Source organism: Burkholderia sp. BCC0405, from assembly GCF_902833075.1.
In the GTDB taxonomy this organism is placed as follows: Bacteria; Pseudomonadota; Gammaproteobacteria; order Burkholderiales; family Burkholderiaceae; genus Burkholderia.
The window spans coordinates 1-22,451 of sequence record NZ_CADFEO010000027.1 but is presented as its reverse complement, the minus strand read 5'-3'; the positions used below and the strand labels follow the sequence as shown (position 1 = coordinate 22,451).

Annotated in this window: 25 protein-coding genes and 1 pseudogene; 6 read left to right on the top strand and 20 right to left on the bottom strand. The window is 57.7% G+C overall.

What is annotated here, in order from left to right; genetic code table 11:
- Positions 1-1,352 precede the first annotated feature (1,352 nt).
- On the top strand, positions 1,353-2,474 hold the full coding sequence (locus HWX36_RS32150) for an inovirus-type Gp2 protein (protein WP_175957855.1): 1,122 nt from the start codon (positions 1,353-1,355) through the stop codon (positions 2,472-2,474).
- Positions 2,475-2,632: 158 nt separating this feature from the next.
- Here HWX36_RS32150 and HWX36_RS32145 read toward each other — a convergent pair whose 3' ends face one another.
- On the bottom strand, positions 2,633-2,932 hold the full coding sequence (locus HWX36_RS32145) for a hypothetical protein (RefSeq protein ID WP_175957854.1): 300 nt from the start codon (positions 2,930-2,932) through the stop codon (positions 2,633-2,635).
- A gap of 316 nt (positions 2,933-3,248) precedes the next feature.
- Entirely contained in the window at positions 3,249-3,806 is a 558-nt protein-coding gene (locus tag HWX36_RS32140; protein ID WP_175957853.1) for a hypothetical protein, read from the bottom strand.
- Positions 3,807-3,963: 157 nt separating this feature from the next.
- Here HWX36_RS32140 and HWX36_RS32135 point away from each other — a divergent pair, with 157 nt between their 5' ends.
- Entirely contained in the window at positions 3,964-4,329 is a 366-nt protein-coding gene (locus HWX36_RS32135) for a hypothetical protein (RefSeq protein WP_175957852.1), read from the top strand.
- 256 nt (positions 4,330-4,585) lie between these two features.
- Here HWX36_RS32135 and HWX36_RS32130 read toward each other — a convergent pair whose 3' ends face one another.
- From HWX36_RS32130 to HWX36_RS32120, 3 genes are all read right to left on the bottom strand, one after another.
- Complete coding sequence (locus HWX36_RS32130; RefSeq protein WP_175957851.1) at positions 4,586-5,461, bottom strand: hypothetical protein; 876 nt, start codon at positions 5,459-5,461, stop codon at positions 4,586-4,588.
- Positions 5,462-5,483: 22 nt separating this feature from the next.
- On the bottom strand, positions 5,484-6,206 hold the full coding sequence (locus HWX36_RS32125; protein WP_175957850.1) for a caspase family protein: 723 nt from the start codon (positions 6,204-6,206) through the stop codon (positions 5,484-5,486).
- A gap of 250 nt (positions 6,207-6,456) precedes the next feature.
- Entirely contained in the window at positions 6,457-6,600 is a 144-nt protein-coding gene (locus tag HWX36_RS32120) for a hypothetical protein (RefSeq protein WP_175957849.1), read from the bottom strand.
- Between the two features lie 235 nt (positions 6,601-6,835).
- Here HWX36_RS32120 and HWX36_RS32115 point away from each other — a divergent pair, with 235 nt between their 5' ends.
- The gene (locus HWX36_RS32115; protein ID WP_175957848.1) at positions 6,836-8,593 is read left to right on the top strand and encodes a hypothetical protein; all 1,758 of its coding nucleotides are present in this window, start codon (positions 6,836-6,838) and stop codon (positions 8,591-8,593) included.
- A 113-nt stretch (positions 8,594-8,706) separates the two neighbouring features.
- Here the strand turns inward: HWX36_RS32115 and HWX36_RS32110 are convergent, their stop codons facing one another.
- The 3 genes from HWX36_RS32110 to HWX36_RS32100 form a co-directional block, all read right to left on the bottom strand.
- Positions 8,707-9,057, bottom strand: a complete 351-nt coding sequence (locus HWX36_RS32110; protein ID WP_175957847.1) for a hypothetical protein — start codon at positions 9,055-9,057, stop codon at positions 8,707-8,709.
- Between the two features lie 121 nt (positions 9,058-9,178).
- On the bottom strand, positions 9,179-9,736 hold the full coding sequence (locus HWX36_RS32105) for a DUF4339 domain-containing protein (RefSeq protein WP_175957846.1): 558 nt from the start codon (positions 9,734-9,736) through the stop codon (positions 9,179-9,181).
- 194 nt (positions 9,737-9,930) lie between these two features.
- Positions 9,931-11,694, bottom strand: a complete 1,764-nt coding sequence (locus HWX36_RS32100) for a hypothetical protein (RefSeq protein WP_175957845.1) — start codon at positions 11,692-11,694, stop codon at positions 9,931-9,933.
- Between the two features lie 223 nt (positions 11,695-11,917).
- On the opposite strand from HWX36_RS32100, the gene HWX36_RS32095 reads away from it, so the two are divergent.
- The 3 genes from HWX36_RS32095 (at position 11,918) to HWX36_RS32085 (ending at position 14,060) form a co-directional block, all read left to right on the top strand.
- Entirely contained in the window at positions 11,918-12,247 is a 330-nt protein-coding gene (locus HWX36_RS32095) for a helix-turn-helix transcriptional regulator (RefSeq protein ID WP_175957844.1), read from the top strand.
- Between the two features lie 53 nt (positions 12,248-12,300).
- Positions 12,301-13,035, top strand: a complete 735-nt coding sequence (locus HWX36_RS32090; RefSeq protein WP_175957843.1) for a hypothetical protein — start codon at positions 12,301-12,303, stop codon at positions 13,033-13,035.
- A gap of 419 nt (positions 13,036-13,454) precedes the next feature.
- Positions 13,455-14,060, top strand: a complete 606-nt coding sequence (locus HWX36_RS32085) for a hypothetical protein (protein WP_208457837.1) — start codon at positions 13,455-13,457, stop codon at positions 14,058-14,060.
- Between the two features lie 150 nt (positions 14,061-14,210).
- Here HWX36_RS32085 and HWX36_RS32080 read toward each other — a convergent pair whose 3' ends face one another.
- From HWX36_RS32080 to HWX36_RS37455, 12 genes and pseudogenes are all read right to left on the bottom strand, one after another.
- Positions 14,211-14,849: a hypothetical protein gene (locus tag HWX36_RS32080; RefSeq protein ID WP_175957841.1), complete on the bottom strand. Its 639-nt coding sequence runs from the start codon at positions 14,847-14,849 to the stop codon at positions 14,211-14,213.
- 1 nt (position 14,850) lies between these two features.
- The gene (locus tag HWX36_RS32075) at positions 14,851-15,150 is read right to left on the bottom strand and encodes a hypothetical protein (protein WP_175957840.1); all 300 of its coding nucleotides are present in this window, start codon (positions 15,148-15,150) and stop codon (positions 14,851-14,853) included.
- A 101-nt stretch (positions 15,151-15,251) separates the two neighbouring features.
- Complete coding sequence (locus HWX36_RS32070) at positions 15,252-16,058, bottom strand: DUF4942 domain-containing protein (RefSeq protein WP_175957839.1); 807 nt, start codon at positions 16,056-16,058, stop codon at positions 15,252-15,254.
- Positions 16,059-16,124: 66 nt separating this feature from the next.
- A complete protein-coding gene (locus tag HWX36_RS32065; protein ID WP_175957838.1) occupies positions 16,125-17,213 on the bottom strand; it encodes a hypothetical protein in 1,089 nt (362 codons plus the stop codon).
- A complete protein-coding gene (locus HWX36_RS32060; protein ID WP_175957837.1) occupies positions 17,210-18,118 on the bottom strand; it encodes a phage capsid protein in 909 nt (302 codons plus the stop codon). The genes HWX36_RS32065 and HWX36_RS32060 overlap by 4 nt, the downstream gene beginning before the upstream one ends.
- Before the next feature lie 59 nt (positions 18,119-18,177).
- The gene (locus HWX36_RS32055) at positions 18,178-18,405 is read right to left on the bottom strand and encodes a hypothetical protein (RefSeq protein WP_175957836.1); all 228 of its coding nucleotides are present in this window, start codon (positions 18,403-18,405) and stop codon (positions 18,178-18,180) included.
- Positions 18,406-18,430: 25 nt separating this feature from the next.
- Complete coding sequence (locus HWX36_RS32050) at positions 18,431-19,426, bottom strand: lambda-exonuclease family protein (RefSeq protein WP_175957835.1); 996 nt, start codon at positions 19,424-19,426, stop codon at positions 18,431-18,433.
- Positions 19,427-19,495: 69 nt separating this feature from the next.
- Positions 19,496-19,696, bottom strand: coding sequence for a hypothetical protein (locus HWX36_RS32045; RefSeq protein ID WP_175957834.1), 201 nt, complete (start codon positions 19,694-19,696; stop codon positions 19,496-19,498).
- Positions 19,693-20,661 (bottom strand): DUF932 domain-containing protein, encoded by a 969-nt coding sequence (locus HWX36_RS32040; RefSeq protein ID WP_175957833.1) that lies wholly within the window; start codon positions 20,659-20,661, stop codon positions 19,693-19,695. The genes HWX36_RS32045 and HWX36_RS32040 overlap by 4 nt, the downstream gene beginning before the upstream one ends.
- Before the next feature lie 518 nt (positions 20,662-21,179).
- Entirely contained in the window at positions 21,180-21,308 is a 129-nt protein-coding gene (locus tag HWX36_RS37710; protein WP_279613408.1) for a hypothetical protein, read from the bottom strand.
- 119 nt (positions 21,309-21,427) lie between these two features.
- Positions 21,428-22,153, bottom strand: a complete 726-nt coding sequence (locus HWX36_RS32035) for a hypothetical protein (protein ID WP_244136584.1) — start codon at positions 22,151-22,153, stop codon at positions 21,428-21,430.
- Positions 22,154-22,333: 180 nt separating this feature from the next.
- Positions 22,334-22,451, bottom strand: a pseudogene (locus tag HWX36_RS37455) (IS630 family transposase); the annotation flags it as partial.

Sequence of the window (22,451 nt, the reverse complement as noted above, 5' to 3'; positions counted from 1 at the left end):
ACACGAAGCCAATCGCAGATGCATTCTCTGATCGAGCGAGGCTTACTCGGCCAGCGAGCGCAACTTCGGGGAATGGTAGTTCGGAAAGCCAACCCGTCGAGGCTGATGGGGGATGGAACGAACTCGGCTCGGGAGATAAGGCTCAAAAAGAGGCGATTCTGAAAGAGCATTTCTTGAAAGCCTTGGAGCGATTCAATGCAGGCGTGAGCTTGTCCAAGATACGCCAGCATTACGAAAAGCTCGGAGCGAAATACTCTCCAGTTACGTTCAGGAAGAAATGGGGTGAGCTAGTGAGAGCACACGCAGAACACGGTTGACTAATTCAGGGGCGCTTCGGCGCCCATTTATTTTGAGGATTCGAGACGAGTGAAGCAATAAATCATGCCCCGTTAGCGTCGTCTATCCATAGATGGCAACTGGGTTCGTCAATATGTTCGCGTTGATTTCGTGCGCGCTGTTGTATTTTTGCAAGTGCAGAAAAAGACTGGAGCGAATCAGGCTGGATTAGTATGGACGAGTCTGGACGCAATAGATTCGGAGTCGGAGCTTAAATCGGACTTGACCACCTGTAACCTGTTTCTATAGCGTTCGGAGTCGGTGCCATGGAAAGGAGGTTCCATATTTGTTTTTTTAAGTGAATCATAAATTTAAAAGGAGGGTTTGTTGGTGTGGTTCCGAAGCTAGAGGCACGATCTCTGACGAGGTCAGTGTCTCTGGATTGATAAATACGACTGATAACGTGAGGTTCTATCGCGTAGGAATAAACGACGAAGGGATAAGGTGGATGTGGTCGGGATGATCACACATGCAGACATGGGAGCATATCGTTCAGTGGCTGATGCCCGCCTAGCGGGAGAGGCGCAACGCGATTGAGCAATGGAGGAAGCAATTTTAGATTAGGGCACTAATACAAGCTGCGACCGACTTACACAATCTACGACGTAATCCAAACAATTTGTGACCACGGCAGCGTTATGCGCCCTTGCGGGCGGTAGCGGGCAGAGGGTATTAAATGCTGAACGGGCCGAAGTTGCACGGCCGTCGGCAGGATACTTATCGACCATTTTAAATGGTCGCAAGTATGTATATGTGCGGAGGAGCAAATCATTGGCTGCTTCGGGAGATGAAGGCATTGAATTGCGGGAAATCGTTCGGGTTATTTGGTGTTCGATTTATGGGTCTTATGTAATAGGACTGTCAGGAGGTAGTGACTAGTAGGGCTGTCATGAGGCTAACGTTGAGCTGAAGATTGAAATGAAAGTGATGAATGAGGGGGCATTTATTTGAAGTAACCGTTGATGGTGAGAGATGCATGTGATGGTTCCGGTTGTTAACTTTAAGGGTGAATAGACGTGGCATTCGATGAAGACGGATTCAAGAAGATTTACGAATATGGTGATTGGATAAAGAACACCGAACGAGCAGAGATCGAGGGTGAGGAAAAGATGGTGCTGTTGCCGAGCTTCGATTTGCTTCCTCCGTTGCTTACCGACATGGAAGCGTTTGTGCGTGACGTCGAGTTTTCGAAGGGCGTAGCGGGTTTCGAGATCAAGAGCAACAAGCTGGGTAAGCCGATTGTCGTACCCAAACCGTTAGGGCAGCGCTACTTCTACGCGCTGAAGGCTTTTTTCCAGAACTACGCGTTTGCAGAGCGTCACGTGTATAGCGTGCATGTGACGGCCTTGTGCGAAGCGTTCGAGGCGTTGGATCTGCATCCGCTTACGTTCACGTTCTATTACCCTAGCTCGATCGATCACAGCAGGGGTAAGACGCATGCTGAGATCTTCAACGATGTCATGAAGCAAGTCGCCGAGATCACCGACTCGAAACAGTTCCGTGAACGTCTGCGTGTGCGTAGGCGCAATGCGGAGCGCAACGAGGCGAAGGCGCTTGCTATCGAGCAGCAGGTGTTCGAAAACAAGGCGCGTCAGCTCGTGTTGGTGCTGCACTTTGGCTATCAGGCGCAGTATCGCTCGAAGATCACGCTTGATGAGATCCAGGCGCATCGCAAGAAGTATTTCAACAATTGCCGCACCAACACGCTGTTGCGCGGCATCGTCGACTACCTCTGGAAGCTGGAAGAGGGCGACGAGTCGGGTCTGCACTTGCACGTGCTGATCTTCTACACGGCCGAATCGTGCCGCGACGTGTACATCGCGAAACAGTTGGGTGAATACTGGGTGAAGGTGACGGAAGGCAAGGGCCAGTATTGGAACAGCAACGCCAACAAGGCATTTCATGAGAAGCACGGTCACGGTGTGGGTACAGGCGAGATCAATTGGAACGATGACGAGAAGCGTGAGGCATTGCGCACCAACATCCGCTATATGACGAAAGCCGACCAGTTTCTGAAGATGAAGTACGGCGAACGTTGCCGTGTGTTCGGCACGAGCCAGGTGAAGGAAAAGGAGAAGTCAGGGCGCCCGCGTGTGATCAAACCGAAGTGCGACGGAGATGAGCGCGAGAACGAGTAAGGTTGACCGCAACGTCGTCGTGAGTGTCGGACAGGAAAATGTCCTGTGATGATCGTCAACGAGCCACAACCGGTTCCTGGCGATCATTCGATTGCATTGATTCGTGTCCGAAAGCAGTCTATGAATAATGCTGATACAGATCAGATTGAAAGATGCTTTTAGGTTATTTTGAGCTCAATAAAATCACCATATTTCATGCTCTCCGTGAACAGATAGGTAAGCGGGCCTTTCGCTTCGAGTTTGTCTAGAGAGTGGGAGTGGAGCGTTACTCTGGCTCGCTCCGGGTGCGTAAAATCCCAGAGTATCGACAACGCGAAGCCGTGATCGCCGGCGAACGTTTCGCCGACAAAGGACTCGCCGGAAGACGATTTCAGATCCAGAGTAAATTTCTCGCGAACCTCCGGTATGGCGCGTAGCTTCTGGAACATCTCCGCCGTTGGAGTGAATTCGGTTTGCACAACGGGGGGGCTCGTCGGGGTAGAGTTCATCGATGGTCTTGCCGGCGTGGGATGATTGACCATCCTGATAAAATTGCACACGGATTCGCTGACCGGCTTGTAGTGGTGTGTCAGCGATCCATGTGAGGTACGTTGATGATCCGCTTTGTGAGTAGTTGCCACCGGAGACGTTTAAAGACGCGATGGCCTCATCAATGGGCATTCCGCCAACTCTTGCTGCAAGCATGGTGAGTTCGCCGGTGCTAACCATAGCGACCGTTACGCCGTCGAGCATGATTTCAAGTGCTGGCATGTTTCTGTCGGAACCGTTAGTGGGTTAGCGGTCAGTTGACAGAATCGTATCGCCGGAGCCGTCTCGTTCGAGATTGATACTCGATCCAATCGGCGGAATCGCTTCTTGGTTGGCGACGGAGGCAACCGCAAGCGTGCCGTCGTCAAGTTGGATCGCAATGTGTTCTTCAGCGCTCATCAGGAGGGTCGCATGGACTTGCTCCCCCTCGGGCGGTTTGAACCACTGTGCGCCGGTGCTGCGCTCCTCCATCCAGTCCCAAATGCGTTTCCAGCCGGCCGCAGATCGCCGTTCGGCTGCTGCTCGGTTCCTTTCTCTTTCTATCGCATCATCAATGACATCGCGAGCAGGAAGAAACGGCATTGAGATCATGCGCTGACCTTCTCTGTTTTTGAAGGCGAGTTTGAGCGTTTCCCCTTTAACTTGTGCGAAACCTGCAACACTTGGGAGATCGATTCGCGGCCCTGCCGGGGTGAATGGACGAAGGTTCCGGATTCGTAGCGCGTCCACCTCGGTCACGACGATTGTAGTTGTCCAGGATTCGTCTTCATCGCGTAGTGCAATTACTATACTGAGATCTTCCATTCATAGACTCCGGTGATGATAGGGGCGCAGATTCTTGGGAATGGTTAGTGTGAGTTCATGCAGTCAACGCGTCACGCTCCTGACACACCAGAAATGTTCTGAATTCAATCGAAAAATCCCGGTAGAATTGTAGCATCGACACTTTCGGAATTTAAGTATGAGCGAACCGAGCATTGTGCCAATATCTTCTGACAACGAAAAAAAGAACGGTGAACCATTAAGCAAACTCGACTTGATAAATGCCTTGCAGGTTTTCGCTCCGGCGGCTGAGCGTCTCGCTGAGGCAACGACCGAGAAGGCAAAGATTGAGGCTGACAACAAGGTCGAGTTGGCGAAGGTTGCTGCCGAGGAATCGGGCTCCAAGCGCAAGGACGAAAGCCGAGAGCTTTTCGTTAGTGCGCTTTTCGGTGCTGTCCTGGTCGGCGCGTTCTTGTACTTTCCGGAAACGCGCAGTAGCGCATTGCCGTTGGCGACGGCCGTGATTGGATTCATTAGCGGTCGGCTGACTCGTGCTCGTGCTTGATCGAGCACTGCCTCTACCGGATCAGCCGCCTAGGCTGCTGATCGGTTTCAGATTTTACTCGATCGGTTTTTACTATTCCAGCACCAGATCGACTTCTGGACGTTCGTGATCCTTGCTCGAAGTTCGGGTGGTTCCACTACGTCAGGATTTAGTGCGATTGCTCCACCAGCGATGATCACGCCGGCCATGAGCACCCCATCGAATAAATTAGAAAGTGGGTTTTGGCGGCAGACGCCCACGACCCTAATATCCTCTGCTACTCTGCTTGCTCCCCGTCTGAGGATGTGGCAGGTGTGTCCCGTTTATCCGATACTGCTTTTTCAACTCTTTCAATCAATGATGGGACGAGTCGCTCGCTCGCACCGGCTGCGATGCAACAAGCGAGCAGGAGTGCCAGCGGGTTCCCGGAAAAATGAATGCCTCCCAGAACGAGGCCACTCTTAATTGCTAGTGCAACGAGGAGCGCTCCGCCTAATCCGGTTCCTATTCTGGACAGTCCTTCCAGTCGGTGTAGTGCTTTTCCTGCATTTGCATCCATGATAAGGCGATCGCCGCGAGTAGTGACGGAAAGCAGTGCGCCAATAGCGCCGCAGAATACCGCAAGTACGACATCCGAGGCGTCGTGTCCGATAGCGGCTCGCACAGGCGTACGAAGTAGCCAGAGCGCGGTAAGCGCAATAGCGCAGACCGCTGTCACGCCATAGGCCGCGCTGAAATACCACGACCACGACAATTCTTTGTTACGCGCCGCGATCTCCTTAGATACTTCACGATATTTTGAGCGAGGATACTCCAATGGATAATCATCAAGGCCGCGAGCTAAGATCTCGGCAATATTTCTGCGAATATTTAAAAATTGGGGAGTGCCTTTTAGGAAATGGGCACGTGCCTCCAATGATGACACCCAGTTGAGTACTTGTCCCAAATGAGAGGCTGCTTGATGGGAGTCGGTCGTGCGCCATTGAATTGAATCGTCCTCTGCAAGATAGACGATGAATTTTTCAGTGCAGAGAACGATTTCCTTGATGACCAGATTGAGTTCTGGATCTAGGTCGCCAGCTTTTAATGCGTAGTGTGGTGGCACGGTATTGTTGTTCAGTTCCGCTGACGGTACAACGCTGATGGTATTCATATGCCAACGGCGACGTGCACCCCTAGATGTTCATCGACAGAATCAGTTGTTGCTGCGGCAGGCATTTCGGCAGATATGCTTCCGGTGTTTGCTGCGCACCACTGAGGAGTAGTTGTGAGCGAACTTCGTCGTGAGCGATGCCGACCGTCTTATACGTAGCACCATGCTCAATCTTCCCCGCTGCGCGTAACAACTTACTCAGATAAATTGCTCCGTCCGGAGTATCGATTGAGTATTGACCAACGGAACAGGCATACAAGCGTATATGCTGCGGGATCGCGGCCATGATTCGCTGCTCGTACAGGCGGCGAATGGAACCAGCGGCACTTGCCGAGAAGTCAACCGAGTCCATCACGGATGCCTTTACGACCCGTTCAAGTTCGACGCGACAACAGTCGAAGATGCTGAGCTGGCGGGGTGCGATGTTCCAGAGTAACGATTCCGTAATGGTTTCCTCGCGTGGATTGATCGCGAGAAGGGTCTCATGACAATGGCCGCCGTGTCCTGAGTATAAAACGACGCAGTAATCTAGGTAGTCACGCTTAAGTTGCTCGACTTGCGCGAGTAACGTATTCTTTGCTGGATTCTGTAGCGTAATAATTTCATTCTGATACCACGCGCCTCCTTTGTAACTTTTAAGGAATGTGCTCATGCGCTCGAGATCGATGGCAACTCCTGGGAGGCCGCCGGTGTTGCCAATTAACAGTGCTTTTCGTTTCATTTGATTTATGACGTATTGGTTCATCCCCATGCTATCGAGCGGACTCGATGCGCCGTAGTTGTCCTAGTGTATCAAAATGTAACGAGATGCGGCGGGCGCGTGTATCCTGTCGGCCTAGGGAAAGCCACGATCACTGCCGGGAGCGAGTTGTTCGATGCAGGTCGCTGGTACGGACGTGTGGCAGCTCTATTTGCCAGAGCTCGACATCGTTGCATGGGCGCATCAAGCCAAATGGGAGTGTTAGGTATCGTGGTGCCCTCGGTGGACAGCTTGCTCAGTAAGCGCCACCGGAGACGTCCAGAGACGCGATGGCCTCATCGATCAGCGTCCCGCCAACCCTTGCCGTTAGCATGCTGAGTTCGTTCATATTGACCACTACGGCCGTCTTGCCGTCGACCGCGATTTCGAGTGCCGGCATATTCACGACCTAGTTTCAGATGGGGCAAACTATAAGACCAAAGCGTACCTGAAATTGCGAAGCCGAAAGAACACTGCGGGGCGTTGGTGGAGTCTCATGTTCGAGGTACTGTTATGCCGGCAGTCCTAGGTGCGTGTAGCAGAGATCACTTGGGTGTTAAGATGAAGTGATTAGGTTTCGTTTTTTCAATAATTGTTCTCCCGTTCGTTGATTCGCATTATTTAAAGGTGTAGTCATGTCGGAAGTCGCCTCCCTTGCTCGGTCCAGGGAATACCATTCGGCGTGGTTTTATCGAGAGTTGTACCTTCACGACGAGACGCGCTACGAAAAATTCTTGTGTCCGTTCTGCGGAATCAAGGTGTTCCCGGTTCTGATCTACGAGCCGGCGGGTGAAGAGTTGTCTCGTAGTCCGCATTTCCGCAAAAGCGAAGAGCATCGTCACGGATGTGATGGGAATCCTGCAAAAGGGGCAAAGGACCTCGCTTCGACAGGGCCGGTGCGCAAGATCGAGAAGCAACTCTTCACGTTGCCCACGCGATTGATCGACTATGTCGAACCCCCGGCACGAGCGGATCGCGACAAGGGGGCCGGGGAGGTCACCAAGCCGTCACCTGAAGAGGTGAAGAAGCGGCGTATCGAGGCAAGCGAAACGCATCATCGTGCCCGGTTCAGTGTCGCACTCGTGCAATCGCTTGCTGAAGCTCATCTCGGGACAATCCGTCAGTCGTATCAGTTACAAGAAAAGAAGAATTGGACCGATAAGCAGCGGCAAGAATGGCTGAAAGCCGTGTTCAGTGCTGAAATTGATCTACGTGGCGCGACCATGCGATTCAGTAGCGCATTCCATAACTTGTATTTCCCAATTCGTTCGGCCCCACGTGTCTATTATGGAAGCGGCCGCGTGAGAGAAGTTGATGAGGGGTATCTGATCGAGGCTGGGGCGCGAGGGCGTGCGAACGAGCAGGACAATCATGGCCTCCCTTTCAAGATATGGGTGCGGGGGGAGAAAGCAGAGGTGATTCTGCGTGGTGCTCGACGTGAATTAATGGCACAGCTTTCGCGAGCGGCGAAACAAGACTTCTTGGTGAACTGGTATGGGCTCGGATGTCCGGCACGGGGCGAGAGCAGCTTCGATCTTCGTTTCGATACTGCGAATTTGACGGATTTGTTTATTCGTAGACAGCCGGGAAAGAATGCTCAAAGCACGCCGAAGGCCGTATCTCAACCCGCAGGCAATAGGTCGTCAGATCACCGGTCTCAATCCGATTTCTCTGAGCAGTCCGGGATCGGTCAAAGCGCGGTAGCCGAGAAGAATCCGAGCGACGGTTATATGGCTTATCCGGTTCACACCGAGAATTCAACAGTCGACACACAGGTACCGTTGGCAAATTCTGGATCGGAATCTGCTGGTGCGGCAGGTCGAACGATAACAATCCGTTCGGCGACCGCTTCCCCTCACAGGGCACCAGTCAAGATTGAGCCTGTTCAACGTCCTCATAACGGGATGCGGAGAGTGATCGAACTCAGCGATGTCGGCTCAAAGGCGCGGACGCCATTAGTGCAAGCGGAACTCGAGACGGTTCCGTCGCAACCGGTACGTTCTATTGAGCGTGCGGAATCTGTTGTGGATGGTAGCGCAGTGAATCGACCTTCGCGCGAGACGGATAGCCAGATTCGTCGGAGTGTTTGGCTTGCGGCAGTGCAGAAGGAGTTCGATGCAGTATGCGCCGAACAGACGGAGGCGGCGGCTAGAGTCGTAACGACATTTCGAGCAAATGTCCTGATTCCGCATCAGGAGCGTAAGCCGCTGCTGTTCGGACGTTCCACATGGAAGGTGAAGCTTGCCGGATTTGAGGCGGACGATCGCCGGAACGTTGCTCATTGGAAGCGGTTGCAACAGCGGCAATTGACTTCTCAGGAAGCTGATGCGGCAATGAAAGAGGCAGAACGTCGTGTGAACCTGCGCAGCGGTGATAATGATTCGGATCGCTGAATAATTTGTTTAAAGCCCACATTCAGAAAAGCGCGGATTTTCTGGAACGAAAGCAAAAAAATATGCGACATAGCAGGCGTGCCGATCGGCACGCCTTTTACTCCGTTGTCAGATCAATTGCAGTTGCGTAACTCCTGGAAATCGAAGTCGGCCAGCTTCGCCCACCCGATTACCTTGCCAGCGACGCTATCGGGATTCGGCAGATCGTAGTTCGGCACGGTGACGAGCTGTACGAAGCCACCGGGGGCATCGGCTTTGACGGTGAACGCAGATAGCGAGGTCAACGCGTGTTTGGATGCCGACGTGTTCGGGTCATCGAACACATAGATCGGGTGCGTCATGACAAGCCTGCCGACGGCACCGACTTTGGTTTTCGGGAAGACGCATTGGCCGGCGTGGCTGGCTGCGTGAGCGGACAGTGACAGAAACAATCCAGCGGAAAGGGCGACGATCAGTTTTTTCATGGTGAGGTTTCGTGGTCGGTCGACCGGCCCGCCACGACGACGGGCCAATCGGATTGCGCGCTCTGTGCGAGCGCAGGAAAGGCATTGAAGTCGACGATGCTCTTGACGAGGGAGAAGCCGATTAGGCTGCTTCGATGAGCGAGATCACAAAGAGGACGATCCACGTCCAGAAGTAGGCCGGCGATTGATGGAGCGATTTCGCTCGCTTCCAGAGGTAGACGGGCACAACGCATACCAGCTTGCCGAACTGCGACGTGTCGATGCCTGCGCGTTTCAAGCGGCGCTCGTCGAGCCAGCTCAAGCCGATGTTCAGCACGAGCGTGATCCACCAATACTGCCCGGATTTGACGGCGATCTCGCCCGCCAGTCCGGCCATGTCGTCGGTCGGCGCAAGCGCACCGCCGACCATCGCTTGCAACATCAGACCGATGATCGGTGCGATGGCAAGAATCCAGACGATGGCATTGCTGATCTTCGCAGTCGGCAGCGCGGGCGGTGTGGAGGATGTTTCGAGGTGGGACGCGAGTTCGGTATCGCCGAGCGTGCGCCAATCGGCGAAGCCTTGTTTCCAGACCAGCGTGCCGAGGGTGATGACGCGCTCTTGAATAAGGCGGCGCATCTCGTCATTCGAGACTGGACCCAAGCGTTGACCATCTTTTTCGTAATGCCAGGTATTCATAGGTGACGCTCCTTGTAGAGAATGAAGGGGGGGCGCTGGCCGCACTATCGATCGCCGCTGGGACGAGCACTGATGCGACATGGTGAGCGGATTAAAAAAAAGCCGACTGGCGAACCAGTCGGCAAAGAGGGTTCTGGCGATCCGAGGGGGTACATGCCAGAACCCAGGCCAAACCGGCGAGAAACCGAGATCGGTTATCGCGAGGAGATAACGGCGTTGAGCGCCGCCGTGAGCGACGCGGGCAGGCCGTTCGTGAACTGAAGCGATTTTTCAGTGTATGTAGACGGGTACAGCCAGCCGACCTGCAAGCGTCCGGCGCGCAGCGCAAGGATCAGCTTGGCGCCACGGACGAGCGGCTGGAGCCTGCCGTTGCTTGTCGCCAGTGCGGAAATGTCGGTCGGCGTGAAGTCGAACACCAACACGTTCGAATTGTTGGCGTAGACCGACCAGGTGCTCGGTTTGCCATCGACCGTTGCGGTATGGTCCGCAGCCAACTGAATGGAGCTCAATCCGACATTCAGCGCGGCAAGCTCCATGCCGATCGCTTGCTGAATCGACGTGTACGTCGTGTTCTGATTACCGGCCGTCATGACGATCGTGCTGCCGTCCACATACGCAGGAAACCCGCCGCAGACCAATCCGCTCTGTACGACCGCGTTGTCGCACATCGGCACGGATACCGGCAGCACGAGGCGATCGGCGGAATAGGTCTGGATGCCGAGGTAGGCGTTGGTGCGGCTTGGGAATGCGGCGCCGGTCAATTGCGGGGCGTGAGCAAAGTCGATGAAACCCGGTACTGTGGGCGCGGCCAGCGACAGAGTCTTACCAGACAGATCAACCGAACGCGCCTCGTATGTGAAGCCGATGCCCGATGCAGGATCGGTGCCGGAGAGCGTCGTGCCGATACGCGCGAGCGGCAGCGGTGCGAAGCGCTGCGTTTCGGCGATCAGGTCGGACCACGTTCCATCTGCTTTGAGCACATACTCACCGGCCAACCCGTCGTACTTGCCGCCGTTGTAGGCACCCAGCCCGACGTTGGACCACGTGTCGCTACCGACCGGCAGGTTTTCCTGCTCGGTGGTGCTCAGCGTGGCGTCGACGATCTGCCGAGCGTCGCGGACCAGCGCCTGATTGGTCGAGCCCGGCGTTGGGTTGTAGCCGCCGAAGAACGAGACCAGGTAGTCCACGAAGCTGTACGTCGGTTGAGCCAGGATTTGCGATGCATCGGCAATCTGATAGACCGGTTGTGCAGCCTGCGTCGCGAGATCGTTCTGCGTGATTGCCGTTACGCTGCCCTTGGCAACCATCGCATTGAGCGCGTTGCGAAGCGTCGCGGCATCGACCGCGCCGCTTGTCGCAAACGTCGCGAGCGTGTCGACGGCTTGTGCCGCGAGTGTCTGCGTTGCCGTGTCGTGATTGGCAAGGTAGTCGGCGTCGGGATCGACCTGGCGACCGATCAACCCCTGTACAGCCGCGATGGCCTGCGAACGGCTCAAGCCGGTTTGCATTTGTGTGGAAACGAGCGTCGTGAGCGGGCTGACGACCTGGGACGGCGCAGACTGCACGACTTGCGACAGCGTGAATGACGCCGGGAACTGGAACCCGGCCGGACGGGAAAGATCCTTGGTGGTCGGCGTGACCTGAACCAGCAGCGTCTTGCCGATGGCGTCGCCGTTGTACGGAATTACGAACTGGCCGCTGCCGTCGGTGACCGTTGCCGGTTCCCCGGAATCACACACTCCGTTGTTGTTCAGGTCCAGGCAGACCGTGGCGCCGGTCAGATAGCCGTCGATGGCTTTACCGGTGACCGCCGGCGTGGGGGGCGACGGGGTGGTGCCACCGCCCGTCGATGGTTGAGCTGGACCTGAGTCTCCGCCGCCGCCGCAAGCAGCAAGCGCTGCTGCGATGGACAGGCCGAGAACGTGTTTACCGAACCCCGTGTTCTTGTTGGCTTTCATTGTTTTCTCCGTTTGACGTGCTGGTCCCGCACGGATGGGTGCAACTAGATATGTAGTGTTTACTCGACAGATGGGTGCGCTATAACGCGATTGGAGCGATATTGGATCGAATCGACACCACGCCGATGGTACTGGGGTAACTCTGAAATGTAGAGTATACTCTACTGTTGGTGTCGAGTTTACAGCGTCGTTAATCAGTCGACGGGCGGGCATCCTGCACGCCATGACTGCCAAGCGCTCAACCTCTCCTGCAACACGGCCGGCTCCGATCTCAATTGCCCTGGGCAAACGGATCAAGGAGTGTCGGCATGCGGTCGAGAAATCTCAGGAGACCCTTGCCTTCGAGGCACTCGTCGATCGCACCTATATCTCGGCGATCGAACGCGGGATCGCGAATCCGTCGATCGAAACGCTGGCGAACATCTGCTACTCGCTGAACGTGACGCTGGCGGAGCTGTTCGTGCCGCTGGATGGGGTATCGCTGAAGCCGACGGGCGAGCGCCGCGCGAATGCGGCGACGCCGCCAGAGATCAAGCGTCAGCGGTTGAGATGATCGTCGGGATTTGCGGGTGATGTAGTGATTGATTTTCCGCATTGCGCGCATCGATGAATGCGCAGATTGTGGCGCCATCCGTTGAGGCATTGCCGAGGGTCGATCTTGCGCCGATCATGGCCGCATGTCGGCCACAACCAGCCATTCGACTTTGCGACCCGAATCGTCGACAATCCGCCGAGGATGGTGCTAGCAGTATTTTTGGATTGATTGAATATCGCGCTATGACTGTGACAGAAGGCGGCATCTGTGTCCGCGCCATTGCTTACCTGAAGCCCATGGTGCAAGACTTAACGCCAGCAATATCACTGTCACGCGGAGACTCGCCAGTCCTCCGTCCACTCACCGACGACCTATTGGTTTCGTACGTCGCGGATGCAACTGATCATTTGGCTTTTGTGCAGTACCGACATCTGGAACAGGAAGGTGTCTCGGGTGACCAGCTTCATTTGATGGCCGTTTCAAATTTGCGGGCTCTTGCAGAAGAAAAGCTGGCTGTTCGCGAATACGGTTCCATATATGTCGCCCTCATGGGAGGCAACTTCGAGGCGAGTCTTCTCACGCTTGATGCCATGTGGGATTACTGGTACGCCCATGTTGCCCCGCAGGGCTTTGTCGCAGTCGCTCCAGCGCGTGACCTCCTTGCATTCTGCGACTCATCTTCCGCACAAGGGCTAGTGGAGCTTCGGCATGTCGTCGAGCGGTCCGTGGATTGCGACCATCGACTGTCCGCTCACTTGTACCGACGCATAGGCGCCGAATGGAAGCAATTGCCTGTCACGCCGTGATCAGAGACGACGATTCTGGTGCTCCGCGAATTTGGGCACGATGGGTGCCAAGCTCAACAGGACAGATTCGTTTCCAATGACGATGTGGACGTTTGCTTTTTGCAACTGTCTCTTCAAATTGGGAGTTGTGCCTCACCGACGTTGGCAACCCGCCAATAGAGAACAACTGGTTCCGAAGGCAGAATGACCGCAACCCGGCCATAGGGGGCCCTCGGGTGCTATAGATCGGAAACGCTTTTAGGACACTTTCCGCGTTTCCGCTTATGATCCAGCACCCCAGTCCCTCACAGGTCACTCATATGCCTCGCGATCGAACAGTTCTTTGCATTCCTGGTCCTTGGGAAACACGGGCTGATTTAATTTCATCTCTGATCGACGCACAAACGGGATACCTATTTGCTGGCGGGATACTCATGGAGATGAAATCACAGATCGCCTTCCGGGCTCACCTTGAGGATGCTGACAATCGCATGGCATCTGCATTTCGTGCGGTAGGACCGCATTGGCGTGATAGCCGCGAGATGACAGCAATAGAACAGCACAAATCGGTTGTGTACCTGATCGACGAAGGCGGCAGTAGAGCCAGAATCGAAGCGTTGATGGCAGCCGGCGCAGCACTGATTGACGCGGGCGGGCTTGGAGTCAAGGTCGAAAGTTCAGGCCTCGCACACTCCCCGGATCAATGGCGTGATTTTGCGGCCAACGTCCATCTGTTAAGCGCCTATCGCGCATTCGTAGTTACTATTGATGGCGATGCGCCGTATACGTGCGGCATGCACAATTTTGGAATGAAAGACGTTCGGCTCTCTCCGGGGATTCCCAACGCGGCGAATCTGGCCTCGCTGTTCACGTGGTACCTGTTTTCGGAGGAGCCTGACATCCATCCCGGACATACATTTTCTGCGGCACCCGAAGCGCCAAAGTTCAGAGTCGAAGAAGCCGCCCCAGTCGAATACCCCGCCGATTCCTTATTTTCGAATGAGTTTGGAACCTGGCAACTCATCCCCGTCGAGAAGCATCACTAGCCATAGTCGCGCATCGAGCGACTTGTCGTGGCTGTCGACTTTTGATGGAGCTTGAGACCCGCGCAAGCCTTCATCGAAAGATGGAAACAAGTCGATTTCAGCCGTTATGGTCGGGCATCGCCGTGCGAGCGCGACGATGCCCGTCCAAGATCAAGCATCAACCGTTGAGTCGATGATGGAGCGGATCGATACGCCGCCTAGCAATTTCACTCCCCGCGCAGTGGCGGGAGACTGGTAGCGGAACAGATCGTCGCCGCGTCGATCGAGACGCGCGTTGAATCCGGCAAGTCCCGGCTCGTCGCCTGCTGGATCGATCAGCAACAATGCTTGCGGGTCGAACGCCCGACCGTGTCGACATCCCTCGACGCCGACAACCAGCGCGGCATGCCGCTTGACCGTATGTCGTTGTCGCCAGCCGACGATCACCGGCCAACCGGCTTCCAGCTCGCGGCGAGCAAAGTGCAGGATGGTTGGGCCGGAGGCCATGCAGGTAGCTGGGCGCACACCAAGATTCAGTTCGGCGATGAAGCTTGCGAGTTCGGACAATGCCAGCCCATGCAGGTAGTGTGGCCAGGCGTCATCCCACACGACCTGCTCAGGGCCAACGGTGTGATACGGCAGGTGGACTGGATCGGACAGCTTGCCGAGCAACGCCAGTCCCATTGCAACGCAGTGCAACGTACTGCCGCCGTCCCAGTGTCCTTGTCGGCTGAAGAGCGGATTATCCGACGTGGCAAGCGTCGGCTGCTGGCCGAGCCGCATGCCGGGATGGAATTGCTGGATCAGCATGTCAATAATCTCTTGGCAGCAGGAATGTCGTCGACGAGCGATCCCATTCCGTGATGACCCAGACAGTTTGACCACCGGGGAGTACGTAGCTGGATAGCAGGCGCAGTCCGGCCTCGACAGACAGTTCGTTTTGCTGGCGGTCGGATTCGGACAGATCACCCCAATCACCGCGTATGTGGCGGATCAGCAGGTCGATGATCGAGACGCGTGCTTCGGCGATGACTTCCAGCGCGGTAGGCGTGGCGAAGATTCGGCCGAGCTTGAAGCGTGGGCCGGCGTGTTGTGCGGAAGGTAGATTCACGAAGAACTCCAAGTAACGGGCGAGCACGGGCCTCCGGATGAACCGGATACCGATGTCGCTGAATGGATCGGGGAAGACGAGACGCAGGACGCGTCCTGGAACTACCGCGCTTCAGACGCGATCGCGTTGGGGTAGTGTTTCGCGAGGATCTTGTTCATTTGGTCGACCAGATCAGGGCGCAGAAACGTCAGGTGCCCGTTGCCGTTTTTGAACCAGCGCAGGTGGAAATAGTCGTTCTCGGCTTCGGTTCGTCGGGTTTGCCGCGCTTCGGAGACGAGGCAGTACGCGCCGTTACGGTGATCCGGCTCAGGCTTGCCGTCGAGCACGCTCAACACGCGAATCAGGTCGTCCAGTTCGTTGGTGACCCGGAAATTCGGAGAACCCGAACTGAGCAGGTAACGCACGATGATGCGCCGGCCAAACTTGAAGGGCTGATTCGTTTTGTAGTCCCACGACAGCCGCTTGAAGCACTGGAGCACGCCGCGCTCGAACATGTTGCCGCGCGCGCTGTAGAGTTGCGCGAAGGTGGCCTCGATGTTGCCGGCGGTCAATTCGGGCACGTCGCCTTCGGCAATCTGATTGCTCCATTGTTCGCGGGCTTTCGCGTCCATGAAGGTGCGCAAACCCGATTCCGACAGCAGGTAGTCCCAGCCGCGTACGTCGATGATGCGCACCATGGCAGCTTCGGCCTCGTCGCGCTTCGCATATTCTCCGGTAATGGTCGGTCGGCCACGACAGCCGTAGCTTTCATCGAGAACGAGACGGGGAAAGCCGAGATGCGCCGCCTTGGCAAGCTGCTGAGCTTCGTCGAGCAGATCGAGGGCGGCGCGCACGCGCTCGACGACGGCGACGCGCTGGTTGGCGAGATTCACGATGCTGATGCTTTTGACGAGATCGGTAGAGTCCATGTTTCATGACGATGTGAAAGTGATGGTGAAAGAGACAGCAAAAGGCCGGGCACGAAGCCCGGCCTCCTATGCCGTCGATGCGTGTTCGACAAGCTGACGACGTAGCTCCGCCGCACGTGCCTGGGAACATCCCAAGTGCCGACGGATGTCGGCGACAGTCGGTCGGACTATTCCGGCAGTCACGTCTCGAACGAGCTGCGACAGGTGATTGTCGATGGGAGCAACTTTGGGTAACGGCGCGCTCGGGTCGTCGCGCGGTGCGTGACTTCCGGTCGTACCGTCGTGATGGGGAGTCACACGTTTGCGACTAACAGTCTCGTCGGCGGGACTCGCGACGACTGGCGTGACTCCCGCCTGGCCGGATTCAGTCAGGCCCGTGACTGTCGCGACGACCGGTTGAGTCACGTCGGCCATCCTCGTGACTGCGGGGACTGCCAGTGACGTGACTCCGGTTTCGGTAGATTCAGTCACCGTCGCCGGCGACCGGAGCGCGACGGTCCAGAGCAGGCACGCCACACCTTCGAGCACGGCGGCGAACATCAACCCTGACAGCAGGTCGACACGCGAAATCGTGACTCCGAGTAACGCGGCAAGTCGCGACGTGACTGGATCGACGCGTAACGCGTCACGCTGCGCCGTGACTCGATCCGTTGCGGCTTGCTGACGCCGAATGTCGTCCACCTCCGCGTTCAATGCGTCGAGTCGCGCCGCGAGTGTCGCGCGACGGGCTTCGAGCGTCGGGCAATTCCCGGCGCAGTAACGAGCGTTGGCCGATGCAAGCTGTGCGGCGACGACCGCGCGTTGGCCCATGATGACCGTCAGGCTCCGCCCGGCCGGTCGATTCGGCGACACGGCAGACGCCCGCACTTCACCCGCGTGCTGCTGCGCGGTCACGAAGAAGACAGCGTGGCCGTAGCACGCAGTCGCAAGACACGCGCCCCATAGCAGGCTACCTACGCCGCGCACCCCGAGCGGCGCATCGCGAATCAGCGCCGGCAACAGGTGAGCGCTGACGACCAGCACAATGCCGATCGCGACCCAGACGACTCGCTCGGCCAACGCACCGCCGCGCTGCCAGCCCGCCAGAATCGACAGGCTGAGCGCGGTGCCGGTTGCGGCGGTCGCCAGCACGAATGCCCAGTGCCGCGCGCTCATGCCGCTTTGCCGCCGAGCAGGACGGCTTTGCGTTCGAGCTTGTCGCGCAGGGTCGGTGGCGTCTCGGCGGCGACGCTGTTCGCCGCATCCGATCGTTCCGGCGCCGTCTCCGGATAGAACTCTTCGGCGACTGCGGCCCGCTCGTCCGGACTATCCTCGAACGCCCCGTTGGCGAACCCCTGATCGGCGGCGGCGTCGAGTGCGGTCTGATCGAACCCGGCAGCGCGGCGACGCGTATCCAGCTCCTTCGCCTCGATCAACGCCTGTTCGAGCGTACTGCCCGAACGCACGCCGAGATCGACGTAGTAGATCGCAGACCGGTAGCTCTGCGTCGTCGACTTGCCGCGCAGCTTCAGTTCCAGTGGCAGGCAGGCAAGCAGATTGCCGGACACCGCGCGGAAGTAGTGCAACCGCGCAGCGAGCGTACGGATACTGTTATAGGACGTGGTACGGAAGATGAACGACCCAAGTTCGTCATCGTCGCCGATGAGCACGTTCATTCGCCCGTAGGGCTTGCAGTTACCCTGACGACCAAACGTGCAGCCGTCCGGCGATGGACAGGGCTGGGCTTCGATGCCAGCATCCGTCACGCGTCGACACGTCTCACCATTGCCGACACAGACGGGCCGGCCGGTATCACGGTCGAACATGGAATATTCCGCCCGCAGGTTCAGGTCCGGATCGTTGAACAGCATGCGCACCGGAATCGCGCGCAGTTTGCCAGCCGTGGCCTTGCGTAGTGTTTCGTTGAGTGGATGCAGCATCCATTCGCCGCGCTGCTGCACCTGGGTGGTCAGTGTGAATTGGTCGTCCTTCTCCGGCAGCCGCTTGCCGTTCTTCTCGACAATTTTCCCGATCGCGATGCGACCGACAATCGGTGGGGTAATAGCCAAACCTTTGAGCATGATGGTCCTCCAAATAGAAAAGAGAAAAGAGAGCAGCGATCGCCAGCAAGCTGTGCGGGCTACCGAGCGAAATGCACTTCGAGCTTCGTGTGGATTTCCTGGGCGACGCCGTGCCAGGCACGCGCGCTGACGAGCGGGTGACCGCCGAGCTGTGTTTGCAGCTCATCGAGCGGCAGCTTGGCGACGCGTTCGGCGTGCTTGCTGAGCGCATCCATCACGAACGCCTGGGCCAGTGCGCCGTACCGCGAGAACTCCATGATGTCGGTGAGGCATTCGAGATTGGTCATGTGTCGACTCACGGTCTGACCTCCGTTAGGTGGAAACGAGAAACCGGCGAGAGCCGGGCTTCGAGATGGCGTACTGCTGTTGGAGAGCGGGGTGATCGGCCAGCAACCGCTCCAGGTCGACCGAGGACGAGTCCTTGCTGCGCTTGAACGACACGGTGCCGGTCTGGAATACGGCCCGGATTGCGTCACCCATCGCTTGCTGAATCGTTTGCTTGAACTGTGCTTCGAGCTGCTGACGCGTCTCGATCTCGGCCCGCACCGCGACCAGATCGGCAAAGACGGACGACAGGCGATGGTCGTCGCTGAAGTCGATCGTTTCGCCGTTGCCCGGATACAGGTGCCGCAGCGCACGGTCGGCCGATTCCGAACCGTCGGCCGGTGGAGGCGTATCGGTTTCCACGAATCGCCAGAACCGGGCTTCGAGTTCGACCAGGCGGCCGATCAACGCATCGTCACGGTCGATCCGATGGACTTCGAGCGCCTGTCCACACAGCAGTACGGCGACGTGCGCCGCCGTCTTGCCCGTCACGGCCAGCTGGTGCTGAACCTGGATTTGCACGTATTCGGGTACGCCTTCGCGCCAGAGCCGCGCGCCGAACTCGCCTGCCGTCTTGCATTCGAGAATTTGAACGTCCGGCACACCAACAACCTCCCGGTCGATGTTGGCGAGCATCCATGGGATCGAGGGATGGCGCAGCACCGCATTGACCTTGCGGACCTTGTTGCCTGTCTGCTGGGTATAGACGGCCGCGACGATGGGTTCGAGCAAGGTGCCCCAGTACGTCGGCGACGTCGTATCGTTCGGATCGGGACGTGGCAGGCCGTCCGCGCGGCCGGTTTTGTCGAGCCACAATTCCAGCGCGCTCATGTACGGATTCAGGCCGACAGCGGCGGCGGCGTCGGAGCCGCCAATACCAGTACGACGAACGGCGAGCCAATCGTCGCGGCTCAAATCCTGCGTCTTGACGAGTTTCAGCGCGGGTTTGCGTGCGCGGGGTGGTTCGGGGTGAGGCGTAGTCATGATGGATTCCAGAAATAAAAAGCCCGGCAGAGCGAATCTGGCCGGGCGAGAGGTGAGGGAATGCGGGGGCTAGACGGAACCGATTCGGCGAATCGCGTCTTGCAGCGCGTCGTAGGCGAAGGTCACGAGCTTGCCGTTTCCGAGGTGGACCGTCGTACCTTGTGGTGTGATTCGAAGGATCGTCGCGTAACGACCGCCGAACCGTAAGCCTGCTCCGCGCGGAATCTGAATGCGCATGTCGACTGCCAGAGGCGGGACGGGCTGGATCATGCGACAAGCTTCATCGCCTCGTCCCAGGCTTTCTGTTTCAGCGTCGCGCCCGCTCCGAACCAGGCGGCGTCGAGCCGGTGATCGTCACTGCGTGCACGGCGATGGTGATCGACATACTCTGTCACTGCGTTCAGAAGGCCCCATGCGCTTCCGGACGCCGAAGCCAGATCCGAGCCTTTTCCATGTCCGGCATAGAGCTGGCCGACCGCCTTGATGGCACGTTCGTTGACGGCCACCGTTTCGCGATCCGGGAGATTGGTCGTCGAGTAGGTGAGCACGCGGCGAAGGAAGGCTTCAGTCGCCGAGTCGGTTACCTTGCGTTCGGACAACGCCTTGGCCCGGACCATGAACGCGTCCCACGTGGAGACGGCGATGCCGAGCTGGCGTTTGACGGCAGCCGCATCGAATTGCGAGCGGTGTGAGACTTTGATTGCGCCGGCACTGTTTCCCAAGGCGATTTGCAACGTATTGTTGCAAACCACCCGCACGGACGTGAATTGCGCGGTCGTTGCCAGCGTCCCGTCGCAGGCCGTGGCCAACAGCAGATAGCCGTTGATCTGATCCTTGCCCTTGAGCGTGCCGGATTGCCCGGTGCGCGCGAGCGCCCACAGCTTGCGCCCTTCCTTCAGTACGCCGGCCGTCTCGAGCTGGAAGCCGCCGATCTCCGTCAGATCGCGGTAGAACTCCAGGATCTCTTCGGGTTGAACGACCTGATAGCGTGCGCTCACAACGGACAGCGGTGCCTTGTTGTCCGAGCGGTACAGTACCTTCTGTTCGGGAAACGCATGGATCGAGCCGAGGCTGCGGTTGCCAGTCGCGACGAAGCGTACTTCGGCCTCTTCGATGCGCCAGTCCATGCCGGCGGCTTGCGCCCAGACTTCGAGCGGTTGTTTGGGGGCGAGTTTGTTGCCGAGACCATGCCAGGGTTCGGCACCCACGTAGGCCATCGATTGAACGAGATGCATGACAAAACTCCTATTGAAAAATCACAGTGCATAAAGCTCGGCCGGGGCCGAGCGGAACGAAACCAATGAAGGAAATGAGACGGGAAGCGGGCTAGCGTGGTTGAACGCTGAAGGTGCGTCCGCAGGCGAGGCATCGCCAGTTGTCGAGAATTTTTTGGTCGACGGCTTCGCCAAAGGCGGCACCGGTTGCACAACCAGCGGCGCCAGCGATCAGACCAGCGAGGATCGCACCCGCCACGCCACCGCACGCGGAGCCGATCGGACCGGCGATCAATCCGGCCGTTGCGCCGGCCTCCGCGCCAGACAATGCAAGCGCGACAGCACTGGTCGCGCCGGCCGCTGCACCAACGGTTCCGCCGATACGGCGTGCGACATGGCGGGGTTCCGTACGGGGCGATTGGCATTGCGGACACGGATAAACTGGCCCCGTGCCAGGGCGATAATGGGCGGATTCAGTGGTATCCGATCGTGACGGACCGGTGGCCCAGGATTCCTCGTCGTCATCGAACGGGCGGGGATCATGCACGGGCAGTAACCTCCCTGCGAACCTTGCCGACGTACTTGCAGTGGCATGCGGCCACCAGTACCCCGCCGACGAACGCGAGCGCGAACGCGGCGAGGTAATCGAGGGGAGAGGGATAGAGCATGGCTGGTTTCCTGAGAATGGACCAAAGCGATTTGATGTGACGGTTGGCCGATGCTGATGGGGCGTCCGGCAATTGAGCGCTTTCGACCTTTCGCGCGAATCAGACGACACGGACCGGGCTCAGTGAAATGCCGAGCCGAAGCTGTGGCCGCACGTCAGACACCGATGGTTGTCGAAGACGTTGTCGTCGAGCACGGCGCCGACAGCGGAGCCGGCGACAGAACCGGCCGCGCTGCCGAGCAGGCCGGCTACGACCGCACCCGCCAGTCCGCCGAATACAGCGCCGACCGGTCCGCCGATCGCGCCAACGGCTGCGCCGGCTTCGGCACCGGACAACGCCATCGCAAAACCACCGGTCGCGCCGGCGACGCTTCCGATCGTGCTGCCGGTTCTGCGACCGACATTGAGCGTTTCAATACGAGCCGAGCCGCAATGCGGACAGCCGTGTGTGTCCGCTGGGAACGCGGCAGCTTCCGTTAGCGGCTGCGGCGCGTAGGAGAAGTAGTCAGGAGGCGGCGCATGGCGTGCCTCGGAAGTGGGCGACGCAGTTTCGAAAAGCGGTTCGTCAAACTCGGGCAGTGCGAACGACGATTGACGGGATGTTGTGTGACTTGACGATGCTGAAACGGGGTTGCGTAGTGCGTCCATCGCATGATCGGGATACGGTGCCTGCGCTTCCCATTCATCGTGTTCGTCGATCGCGCAGGACGATGGAGAAGACGGAGCGGGGGTTTTAGGGGAAGTCGAACGATCTTTGGTCGCGAGCCAGTAGAACCCGAACGCGAACATCGCAACGAGCAACAGTGCCACGCCGACCAGCACGGCGGTATAGAGAGTGGAATTCACGAAGTCTCCTGAACGAAGTGCGTCGATGCGGAAGTGCATCGGCGGAGCGGCCGTAGCTGGCCGTGTTCGGGAAAGTGATATGTGTCTCAAAAATTCTGCATTCCGGAGGCGAGCAGGGCGTCTGGCGAAAGTCGTGTTGCAAACTGGAGACAGGCTGCATTGCACGGGTGTCTACTTTCGCTAGTCCATTGAACCGGATGAATTGCACCGGATGCGTCGAGTTGGATCGGAGTACTTCCACTTCAACGGGGCGGCCTGCTTGTTGTATTGGCGGATGTAGCGCATGAGCTTTTTGTCG

Excerpts from the sequence above, each read along its gene's own strand:
- HWX36_RS37710 (WP_279613408.1), bottom strand. The coding sequence starts at position 21,308 with ATGCTCTATCCCTCTCCCCTCGATTACCTCGCCGCGTTCGCGCTCGCG.
- HWX36_RS32110 (WP_175957847.1), bottom strand. The coding sequence starts at position 9,057 with ATGAAAAAACTGATCGTCGCCCTTTCCGCTGGATTGTTTCTGTCACTG.
- HWX36_RS32140 (WP_175957853.1), bottom strand. The coding sequence starts at position 3,806 with ATGGAAGATCTCAGTATAGTAATTGCACTACGCGATGAAGACGAATCC.
- HWX36_RS32040 (WP_175957833.1), bottom strand. The coding sequence starts at position 20,661 with ATGCATCTCGTTCAATCGATGGCCTACGTGGGTGCCGAACCCTGGCAT.
- HWX36_RS32055 (WP_175957836.1), bottom strand. The coding sequence starts at position 18,405 with ATGACCAATCTCGAATGCCTCACCGACATCATGGAGTTCTCGCGGTAC.
- HWX36_RS32050 (WP_175957835.1), bottom strand. The coding sequence starts at position 19,426 with ATGACTACGCCTCACCCCGAACCACCCCGCGCACGCAAACCCGCGCTG.
- HWX36_RS32115 (WP_175957848.1), top strand. The coding sequence starts at position 6,836 with ATGTCGGAAGTCGCCTCCCTTGCTCGGTCCAGGGAATACCATTCGGCG.
- HWX36_RS32070 (WP_175957839.1), bottom strand. The coding sequence starts at position 16,058 with ATGGACTCTACCGATCTCGTCAAAAGCATCAGCATCGTGAATCTCGCC.
- HWX36_RS32095 (WP_175957844.1), top strand. The coding sequence starts at position 11,918 with ATGACTGCCAAGCGCTCAACCTCTCCTGCAACACGGCCGGCTCCGATC.
- HWX36_RS32130 (WP_175957851.1), bottom strand. The coding sequence starts at position 5,461 with ATGAATACCATCAGCGTTGTACCGTCAGCGGAACTGAACAACAATACC.
- HWX36_RS32100 (WP_175957845.1), bottom strand. The coding sequence starts at position 11,694 with ATGAAAGCCAACAAGAACACGGGGTTCGGTAAACACGTTCTCGGCCTG.
- HWX36_RS32060 (WP_175957837.1), bottom strand. The coding sequence starts at position 18,118 with ATGCTCAAAGGTTTGGCTATTACCCCACCGATTGTCGGTCGCATCGCG.
- HWX36_RS32045 (WP_175957834.1), bottom strand. The coding sequence starts at position 19,696 with ATGATCCAGCCCGTCCCGCCTCTGGCAGTCGACATGCGCATTCAGATT.
- HWX36_RS32120 (WP_175957849.1), bottom strand. The coding sequence starts at position 6,600 with ATGCCGGCACTCGAAATCGCGGTCGACGGCAAGACGGCCGTAGTGGTC.
- HWX36_RS32090 (WP_175957843.1), top strand. The coding sequence starts at position 12,301 with ATGAATGCGCAGATTGTGGCGCCATCCGTTGAGGCATTGCCGAGGGTC.
- HWX36_RS32085 (WP_208457837.1), top strand. The coding sequence starts at position 13,455 with ATGAAATCACAGATCGCCTTCCGGGCTCACCTTGAGGATGCTGACAAT.
- HWX36_RS32080 (WP_175957841.1), bottom strand. The coding sequence starts at position 14,849 with ATGCTGATCCAGCAATTCCATCCCGGCATGCGGCTCGGCCAGCAGCCG.
- HWX36_RS32105 (WP_175957846.1), bottom strand. The coding sequence starts at position 9,736 with ATGAATACCTGGCATTACGAAAAAGATGGTCAACGCTTGGGTCCAGTC.
- HWX36_RS32125 (WP_175957850.1), bottom strand. The coding sequence starts at position 6,206 with ATGAACCAATACGTCATAAATCAAATGAAACGAAAAGCACTGTTAATT.
- HWX36_RS32065 (WP_175957838.1), bottom strand. The coding sequence starts at position 17,213 with ATGAGCGCGCGGCACTGGGCATTCGTGCTGGCGACCGCCGCAACCGGC.
- HWX36_RS32135 (WP_175957852.1), top strand. The coding sequence starts at position 3,964 with ATGAGCGAACCGAGCATTGTGCCAATATCTTCTGACAACGAAAAAAAG.